Source organism: Microbulbifer hainanensis (assembly GCF_014904735.1).
Classification (GTDB): domain Bacteria; phylum Pseudomonadota; class Gammaproteobacteria; order Pseudomonadales; family Cellvibrionaceae; genus Microbulbifer; species Microbulbifer hainanensis.
The window spans coordinates 1-8,984 of record NZ_JACZCR010000036.1 but is presented as its reverse complement, the minus strand read 5'-3'; the positions used below and the strand labels follow the sequence as shown (position 1 = coordinate 8,984).

Below are 8,984 nucleotides of genomic sequence, written 5' to 3'. Positions count from 1 at the left end.
TGTAGTCGCCAAAGGGAGCGTTGGTTCCGCCAGTACTGGGGTCTCGTCCACCAAGGCCACCGTAGCTGCCTCCAGACTGCGTGTAGTCGCCGGGTAGGGATAGAGCGCCTTTGCCACTGACATCTATAGATGACGTATTGTCTATCAATAAATTCTGGGCAATATTCAGTGTCAGCTTACTTTCTGCTTCTAGCGAGTGGGTCAACACAGCCGAATTCTGAAGCACTAGGCTGTTAAAACCGTGGGCACCATCAATCTTCAGAACGGCTCCATCAACAACGATATCTGCACCGTCATAGGACATATCGTTCGCTGATATATTTGTATCGCTATTTACTAAAATTGACTCTGCAAACGCTGACGAAGCTGCAAAACCATTCAAGGCAATAAACAAAAATAGCAGCCTAAACACACAACCCTTCATTTATTCGACCCTTAGACCTAAAGCATCTGCACACTCAAACGATGGTCATAGCTCAAGAATCGTTGACTATTTTCCAAGCGCGAGTATTTATCAAAGTTATAGAAAGCGATATAAGACCCGTAACCCGAGTCAATAATATTGTTCTGTGGGTCAGCGATACTCCAGGCCTCGCCTCGCTTGTATTCTGCCCAGTTGTGATAGTTCTCTGCTCTCAACCTTCCAGAATCATCGGCAGTAAATCCGCCGATCATTCTAGCTGGCACATTAGACGCCCTGGCCAGACCGACAAATGCCGAAGCAAATTCCGTGCAATCACCTTTTTTTCGGGTTATTGCGTAACGGGCGCCACGGTCTTCGGCCATATATCCAGTATCGGTTATATTCCTATAAATCCATGACGCTATTTTTTTCACATCGCCACTCAACTTACCGGCCAACGCCATTATCTCTGGTGAATCGACTTCTATATTGGCTTCAGGCTGTAAAAAGACTTCAGCCTTAACACCAAAAAACTGCGGCCTACTAGCGAGCCTTAATTTCGCGGTAATACTAATTATCTGACTGGCGTGAGGGGCAAGCCCCTTGATTTGGAATAACAGCGACTGATTGCCAGATTGGTCAATTTTCGTATCGAAGGACTGATTCGCCGTAATCCTCTCAATCAACTGGTAAGAATTCTTTTTTACAGGAGCGAACACACTCACATGAGCGTTTTCGATAAATTCGCCTGTACCATTGGAAACCAAGAAACTGTAACGAACTGTTTTGGCGAGCTCATAGGACGACTGAGGTACTTTTCCGACTGTATTGAACCAAAAACAAACCAACAATCCGGAAACCAATAGGCCAACACACCAGAGCGTAATCTTCGAACTTTGGATTGAAAGCTTTTTAGCCAGCACAGATTGACACCCCATTTGGGTGGAGCCGCTTATTAGCGCTTAACGCACTGGATTTCAGGACCCTCTTTATACTTTCCACTCCACCCGATACGACAAAAGCTTGACTGACAGGCTCTCCATTTAGAAGGTTTTGTAGCTCTTCTTCGCTGCCGGACTTCCCAACCACAAATACCGGGAGATATCCGTTTAGTGAATGATTGACCTCAGCTTCCCGTACGGCGCTTTTTATACCGCCTGCGGAGCCGGCATTAATGGTTGGAATTCCGAGTGCAGCCATTTCCTCAGCCACCTGCCGATCAACTGCAATCGTTACGGCACCGAACTTACTCGTTTCAACTATAAATTCTTCCACAGGAACGTCTGCAGACAGATCTTTTCCGGCTCCTCTAAAGTCGTTGTCGATCAATATCTTTGGACTCTGAAACCCACTTTGAATCAGCTCCCTACATAGCTTCGCAAGCGCGTAACGCTTATAGGGCTCAGCGACGATCAGGATCGGCTTGTTCTTTAGAAAAAATTTAGTTTTGATTTGCCAGTCAGGAAGCGAAATAGTGTGAAGCGCAGAATTTTGCAATGGCGACTGAGCACTCGTATCAACGATCACAAACCGATCAAAGGACTGAATCTCGGACGGTCGAACAAAGCACAACTCAGATGTCTGTGTGCTTGTTGATAATATTGGCGTGAAATAGCTGACAGCCGGATCAACTACACATTGCTCAGATTCGATATCTGATGCCTGTGCTGCTAACCAGCCTGAAGCCCCCCCGAAAAACCACAATAATCCAGCAACGCAGATTACAGATGTGATACGTCCCCTCACATCTAACTACTCTTTTTGTATTTTTATTTACAGCGGCCAAGTACAGCTGCCCTCCCCAAGGCGGCACATGTTAATGACAATGACGTCTTATAGTCAATTTTGCGCCATTACAGTCAATTACAAAGTAATACATACGTACCACTTTGGGTTTTAAGCTGTAAGGGGAGAGAACAGTTAAGAAGGATAGGGATAGGGAAGATCGAAAGCCGTAACGCCTGGCGGCCAGTCAAATAAAACCGTCTCGAGAAACGCAGCCGACGAGGGCTTGGTTAGGATGAGCAGCCGCCGATTAAAAGTAGCGTATTTGCAACGCTGCCCATCCCAACAATTTTGAATCGCCTTCAAAAACGCTTAACGGTCAATACCGCCCATACACAGGTATTTAATTTCCAGGTAGTCGTCGAGCCCGTACTTGGAGCCCTCGCGCCCCTGACCGGACTCCTTCACGCCGCCAAAGGGGGCCATTTCATTGGAGACGATCCCTTCGTTGACGCCGACCATACCGTATTCCAGCCCTTCGCCGACGCGCCAGATACGGCCGATATCGCGGGAATAGAAATAGGACGCGAGGCCGAACTCGGTATCGTTGGCCATGGCGATAACTTCTTCCTCGGTGGAAAACTTGTACAGGGGCGCCACCGGGCCGAAAATTTCCTCGCGAAACAGGTCCATCTTGTCGTTAACGCCGGTCAGTACTGTGGGCGCATAGAAACAATCTCCCATGCTGCTGGGACCGCCTTCCACCACCGCATCGGCGCCCTTGGCCAAGGCGTCGTCCACCAGCGCCTTGACGTCCTCCACGGCCTTGCGGTTGATCAGCGGGCCCACTTCGATGCCCTCTTCCGCACCGTTGCCCATTTTCAGGGCGTTGACCGCGGCAGCGAATTTCTGCGCGAATTCGTCGTAAATGCCTTCCTGCACAAAAATCCGGTTGGCGCAGACACAGGTCTGCCCGGCATTGCGGTATTTACAGATGATGGCGCCCTGGATCGCTGCATCGATATCGGCATCGTCGAACACGATAAACGGCGCGTTGCCCCCGAGCTCCATTGAGGTTTTCTTCATGGTTTCGGCGCACTGCGCCTGCAGCTTTTTGCCCACTGCCGTGGAGCCGGTGAAGGTGAATTTACGCACCAGCGGGTTGGCCGTCATCTCCGCACCGATTTCACGCGAGCTGGTGCCGGCCACGACATTGAATACGCCGGCGGGGATTCCCGCTTCTTCCGCGAGCACGGCCAGGGCCAGCGCCGACAGCGGCGTATCCGATGCGGGCTTGGCAATGAACGGGCAGCCAGCCGCCAGCGCCGGCGCCATTTTGCGCGCGATCATTGCGCTGGGAAAATTCCACGGTGTCACCGAGCAGGTCACGCCGACCGACTGCTTGATCACCACAATGCGTTTGTCCTTCGATGGCGGCGCGATGACGTCGCCGTAAACGCGCTTGGCCTCCTCGGAAAACCACTCGATATAGTTGGCGCCGTAAACGATTTCGGTTTTGGCTTCCGCCAGCGGCTTGCCCTGTTCGGCGGTGAGGATCTTGGCCAGGTCATCGACGTTGTCGATTACCAGGTCGTACCAGCGGCGCAGGATTTTCGCGCGCTCCTTGACCGTCTGATCGCGCCAGGCGGGCCAGGCCTGGTTAGCGGCTTCGATGGCCCGACGGGTTTCCGCAGCGCCGAGATTGGCGATACTGGCGATGACTTCGCCGTTGGCGGGATTGGTGACATCGAAAGTGTCACCCGAGTCGGCGTCGATCCACTCGCCGCCGACATAGGACTGTTGACGCAACAGTGAGGAATTTTTAAGGTCCAGCATGGCGTTCTCCTTTGTGCCGTTTTGTGCAGTTGCCCACCTCTCCGGCCGCTTTCCCGCGCGGGAAAGCGAGGCCCGGAAACCGGCTTCACCACTCCGGAGAAGTCTGGCCCAATCTTATTTTTTCTTTTTGACGAATTTCATCAGGCGGCGTTTTTTGGCCTTCTGGCGATCCGTCAGCTTGTTCTTCTTGCCCGAATAGGGGTTTTCACCGGTGCGGAATTCGATTTTTACCGGCGTGCCGTGGAGCTCCAGGGCCTTCCGGAAAGTTTTCTCGAGATAGCGCACATAGTGCCCCGGCACCTGCTCGGTCTGGTTGCCGTGTATCACGATAACCGGCGGATTCTGGCCGCCGGCGTGGGCGTAGCGCAACTTGATCCGGTGACCGTGCACCAGTGGAGGCTGGTGTTCACTCACCGCCCACTGCAGGATACGCGTCAGGTGGTTAGTGGACAACTTGTCGGTGGCGGACTGGTAGGCCGCCTCGATGGATTCGTACAGGTGGCCGACACCGGTGCCGTGCAGCGCGGAAATAAAGTGGATATCGGCGAATTCCACAAAACGCAGCCGGCGCTCCAGCTCTGTCTTGACGAAATCCCGGTGATCCACGTCCAGGCCATCCCACTTGTTCAGGGCAACCACCAGGGCGCGACCTGCCTGAATGACACTGCCCATCAGGTGCAGATCCTGATCCACCAGACCCTCGCGGGCATCGATCACCAGCACGACGACGTTGGCGTCTTCCACCGCCTGCAGGGTTTTGACGATGGAGAATTTCTCCACCGATTCCTTGATGTTCTTGCGGCGGCGGATACCCGCGGTGTCGATGATGGTATAGGGCTTATCATCGCGCTCGTAATTGATGTAGACGCTGTCGCGGGTCGTTCCGGGCTGGTCGTAAACCACGACGCGGTCCTCGCCCAGCAGGCGGTTAACCAGGGTGGATTTACCCACGTTGGGTCGGCCGACAATGGCGATCTTGATGCCCTTGGCAACATCTTCGGCTTCGGGCTCAGCCTGCTCCGGCAGGTCTTCCACCACGCGCTGCATCAGGGTGCGCACACCGCGGCCGTGGGTGGCGGTAGTCGGGAACAGTTCACCAATACCCAGCTCGTAGAACGGCGCCAGGGCGATATCGGGATTGACGCCATCGACCTTGTTGGCGACCAGCAGTGTCGGCTTGGAGCGGGTGCGCAACTGCTCGGCGATCATCTGGTCGGCGGGGGTGAGGCCTGCGCGGCAGTCGACGAGAAACAGGACGATATCCGCCTCTTCGATGGCCTGCATGGATTGCTGAGCCATGGCGGCATCAATCCCCTCTTCACCGCCGCTGATACCGCCGGTATCCACCAGGATCACCTTGTGACCGTCGATTTCGGCTTCGCCGTATTTGCGGTCGCGGGTCAGGCCCGCGTAATTGGCCACGAGGGCATCCCGGCTTTTGGTCAACCGGTTGAACAGTGTGGATTTGCCCACGTTGGGGCGCCCGACCAGGGCGATTACAGGCAGCATAATTCAATCTACTCGGGGCAAAATGTCTTTTGCCAGAAATGCGAACGCCCGCGGATCGCGGGCGGTCTCAGGTTAGCCTGTCAGATTTATGGGGCCGGCGCCGCCCAATCGCGGTCCGGCAAAATCTGCATTGCGCCATTCGTGGCGATTTTCAACAGGCTCCAAAACGGGCCATAAGGCCCAAAAATTCCGTGCGTTTACTGGCGACGCTGCAGCCGCAGCGCTACGAGCTCACCATCGTCGGAGACGGCGAACAGAAGGTCACCGTCCACCAACAGCGGGATACGGATCGGGTCACTATCGATGCGCTTGCGACCGATGAAGTGGCCCGTGGCCGGATCCAGCACGTGCAGGTAGCCGTCCAGGTCGCCCACAATGACGGTGTCCCCGAAGTACGCCGGCGCACTCAGCTGGCGGCGCAACAGTTCATTGTTGCTCCAGACAATCTGTCCGTTGCCCACATTGTAGGCATAGACACTGCCGGAGGCATCGCTCAAGTATACATTGCCCGCACCGACTGCCACGCTGTGGTTGGTGGAGGCATCGCGCGCCCACAGGCCGCGACCATCGTCCCGCGACAGCGCCGCAACACGGCCCTGGTAGCTGGCGGCGAAAACCAGTTCACCGCGCACCACCGGAGAACCGTCGATATCGACGACCCGATCCAGCTCGGCAGATCCCTGCGGAATGGCGACGCGCTGATCCCAGCGACCAATGCCATCGGTGGCATCCAGTGCGATAACCTTGCCGTTATCCAGGCCGGCGAATACCACGCCGCCGGAAATAATCGGCGCTGCGTTGCCACGCAGCGTCAAAAGCGGCAGTACGGTGCTGTGGTTCCAGCGCTCTTCGCCGGTGCTGGCGTCGAGACCGATCAGCTTGCCGTCCACGGTCTGCACCACAACGCGGCCGGAACCGACCGCCGGTGCGGCGACCACTTCACCGGAAACCTGGTGATTCCAGACTTCCTCGCCATTATCCAGGTTCAGTGCGATTACGCGGCCGCGGTAATCGGCGACCACCGCAATCCCGAGGCCGACACCCACGCCGCCGCTGATCTGGATATCCAGGTCGGTTTTCCACTGGCGTTTGCCGGTGCTGCGGTCAAAGGCGATCACATCGCCATCGCTGTTGGCGGCAACCAGCTTGCCATCGGCGATATGCGGTTCGAGCATCGCATAGAGTTTGGCGTCGATATCGCCGATATTGTGAGACCAGACTTCTTTCAGCTCCACGGTCGGCTTGATGTCAACCAGGGGCACAGGATCTGTGTCTTCTTTTTCATCGTTGGACGCGCAGGCTCCCAGCGCGAGAGCCAGGGCGACCGCCACGGTGCGCGCAGTGGCGCGAATCATCAAACTCATTGCTCGTCACTCTCCTGTGCGTCGTCGCTTTCGTTTGCCGCCTCGCTCTCTGCTGCCGGAGCATTGTCCGCAGCGCTGTCGTCAGAGGCAGCCACCGGTGCGACACTCTCCGCTTTCAGGCGCAGTACCTGGGCACTGTTCGCCTGGGCCGGCAGCAACTGTGCGAGGGCCTGCTGGTAGGCTTCGTGCGCGCCCTCTTTGTCACCCTTCTGCAGCAGGATGTCGCCGCGGGTCTCGGAGTACAGCGCGGCGAACGCCGGCGGCACATTGCCCTCGAGCAGTTTCAGCGCTTCATCCGGCTCGCCGCGCGCGGCTTTCACCGCCGCCAGGCGGCGTTTGGCCAGCAACTGCAGCTCGGTTTTGTCACTGTTGTCCACCACCCACTGCAGGTCCTTCGCCGCGCTCTCCAGATCATTGCCGGCGGCAGAGAGGGCCGCGAGGCGCAGGGAGGCCTGGCTGGTATAGATGCGCTTGGGGAACTCTTCCTTCAACTGACGCCCCAGGCTCTGGGCTGTGGTCAGCTGGCGGTTGTCCGGCTGGCCGTCATTGGCGCTCACCGCCTCGACGAACTCCTGATAGAGGTTGGAGGCCGCTTCGGCCTTCTCGCGCTCGCTGGTTTGCCACCACTGGTAACCGAAGTAACCGACCAGGGCCAGCACAATACCGCTGACGATGCCTTTGCCGTTTTCCGCCCACCAGCGTTTCAGCGATTCTATTTGTTCTTCTTCGGTAAGATGGTCAGCCATTGCGTAATTCGCCTTTCCTATCAATTCTTAGAGTTTTGGTCGATGCGGCCATCCGGCCGCCGTTCCATTTTGTCTGTGCGTGCCGCTGGGCGCGCAGATTCTGTTCTTGATCAGCCCTGCAGCAGCGCCGGAAGCGCATCCAGTGCGACTGTCTGCTGCGGCGCCTCGGAACGCAGGTATTTAACCGTTACCTGTCCCGCCGCCGCCTCGTCTTCACCGATGATCAATGCAAACTCGGCGTTACTCTTGTCCGCCTTTTTCATCTGGCTCTTGAAGCTGCCGCCACCACAGTGGGTCTGCAGGCGCAGCCACGGCAGTTCGTCGCGCAGTTTTTCCGCAGCGGACAAAGCCGCCGATTGTACCGCACCCACAGCAACGAGGTAGGCGTCGATCTGCTGGTCCAGGGCCTCTGGCAGCATCTCGAGGGTTTCCAGCATCAGTACCAGCCGCTCTACGCCGAGCCCGAAGCCCACAGCCGCGGTCGACTTGCCGCCCATTTGCTCCACCAGCCCGTCGTAGCGGCCACCGGCACAGACAGTCCCCTGGGCGCCCAGGCTGTCGGTGACCCACTCGAACACGGTCTTGCCGTAGTAGTCGAGGCCGCGCACCAGCTTGGCATTGATCTCGTATTCCACGCCCGCGGCGTCCAGCATTTCTTTCAATCCGGCAAAGTGCGCCGCTGATTCTTCATCGAGGAAGTCCAGTAGACACGGTGCATCGGCCAGCAGTTCCTGCGTCTGGGCATTTTTGCTGTCGAGAATGCGCAGTGGATTCCGCTCCAGCCGGCGCTGGCTATCTTCATCGAGCTGGTCGCGACGCTCGCTCAGGTAGGCGACCAGCGCCTCGCGGTAGGCGGCGCGGCTGGCGGAATTGCCCAGTGAGTTCAACTGCAGCTTCACGTGGTCAGCGATGCCCAGCTGGCGCCACAGGCGCGCTGTCATGATCAGGATTTCCGCATCGATATCCGGCCCCTCGATGCCGAATACTTCCACGCCAAACTGGTGGAACTGACGCAGGCGCCCCTTTTGCGGGCGCTCGTAGCGGAACATGGGGCCGAAATACCACAAGCGCTGCGGCTGGATCAGCAGGTTGTTCTGGATGGCCGCACGTACGGTGCCGGCGGTACCCTCCGGGCGCAGCGTAACACTGTCCCCGCTCTTGTCGTCGAAGGTGTACATTTCCTTTTCGACGATGTCGGTGGCTTCGCCGACGGCACGGCTGAACAGCTGGGTCGCTTCCAGGTAGGGGGTGCGGATCTCGCTGTAGCCGTAGCGGCCAAAGAGTTCGCTGAGGGTGGATTCCACGTACTGCCATACCGGCGACTGGCCGGGCAGCAGATCGTTCATGCCGCGGATTGCGCGAAGCTGTTTCAACGGTGTTCCTTAATTGCTGGTTCTTTAT

8 protein-coding genes are annotated in these 8,984 nt (G+C 57.0%); all 8 read right to left on the bottom strand.

Features of this window, described 5'->3' with window-relative positions:
• The coding region (locus IG168_RS14870; RefSeq protein WP_193165209.1) for a hypothetical protein at positions 1-412 on the bottom strand (412 nt) is incomplete at its 3' end.
• Positions 413-441: 29 nt separating this feature from the next.
• Positions 442-1,326, bottom strand: coding sequence for a transglutaminase-like domain-containing protein (locus IG168_RS14865; protein ID WP_193165208.1), 885 nt, complete (start codon positions 1,324-1,326; stop codon positions 442-444).
• Positions 1,316-2,149, bottom strand: coding sequence for a hypothetical protein (locus IG168_RS14860; protein ID WP_193165207.1), 834 nt, complete (start codon positions 2,147-2,149; stop codon positions 1,316-1,318). The genes IG168_RS14865 and IG168_RS14860 overlap by 11 nt, the downstream gene beginning before the upstream one ends.
• Before the next feature lie 351 nt (positions 2,150-2,500).
• A complete protein-coding gene (locus IG168_RS14855; RefSeq protein ID WP_193165206.1) occupies positions 2,501-3,964 on the bottom strand; it encodes an NAD-dependent succinate-semialdehyde dehydrogenase in 1,464 nt (487 codons plus the stop codon).
• A 114-nt stretch (positions 3,965-4,078) separates the two neighbouring features.
• Positions 4,079-5,473, bottom strand: coding sequence for a ribosome biogenesis GTPase Der (gene der / locus IG168_RS14850; RefSeq protein WP_193165205.1), 1,395 nt, complete (start codon positions 5,471-5,473; stop codon positions 4,079-4,081).
• A 197-nt stretch (positions 5,474-5,670) separates the two neighbouring features.
• A complete protein-coding gene (bamB, locus tag IG168_RS14845) occupies positions 5,671-6,837 on the bottom strand; it encodes an outer membrane protein assembly factor BamB (RefSeq protein ID WP_193165204.1) in 1,167 nt (388 codons plus the stop codon).
• A complete protein-coding gene (locus IG168_RS14840) occupies positions 6,834-7,583 on the bottom strand; it encodes a YfgM family protein (RefSeq protein ID WP_193165203.1) in 750 nt (249 codons plus the stop codon). The genes bamB and IG168_RS14840 overlap by 4 nt, the downstream gene beginning before the upstream one ends.
• A 110-nt stretch (positions 7,584-7,693) precedes the next feature.
• Positions 7,694-8,956, bottom strand: coding sequence for a histidine--tRNA ligase (gene hisS, locus IG168_RS14835; RefSeq protein ID WP_193165202.1), 1,263 nt, complete (start codon positions 8,954-8,956; stop codon positions 7,694-7,696).
• Positions 8,957-8,984 lie beyond the last annotated feature (28 nt).

Excerpts from the sequence above, each read along its gene's own strand:
- IG168_RS14855 (WP_193165206.1), bottom strand. The coding sequence starts at position 3,964 with ATGCTGGACCTTAAAAATTCCTCACTGTTGCGTCAACAGTCCTATGTC.
- der (WP_193165205.1), bottom strand. The coding sequence starts at position 5,473 with ATGCTGCCTGTAATCGCCCTGGTCGGGCGCCCCAACGTGGGCAAATCC.
- bamB (WP_193165204.1), bottom strand. The coding sequence starts at position 6,837 with ATGAGTTTGATGATTCGCGCCACTGCGCGCACCGTGGCGGTCGCCCTG.
- IG168_RS14840 (WP_193165203.1), bottom strand. The coding sequence starts at position 7,583 with ATGGCTGACCATCTTACCGAAGAAGAACAAATAGAATCGCTGAAACGC.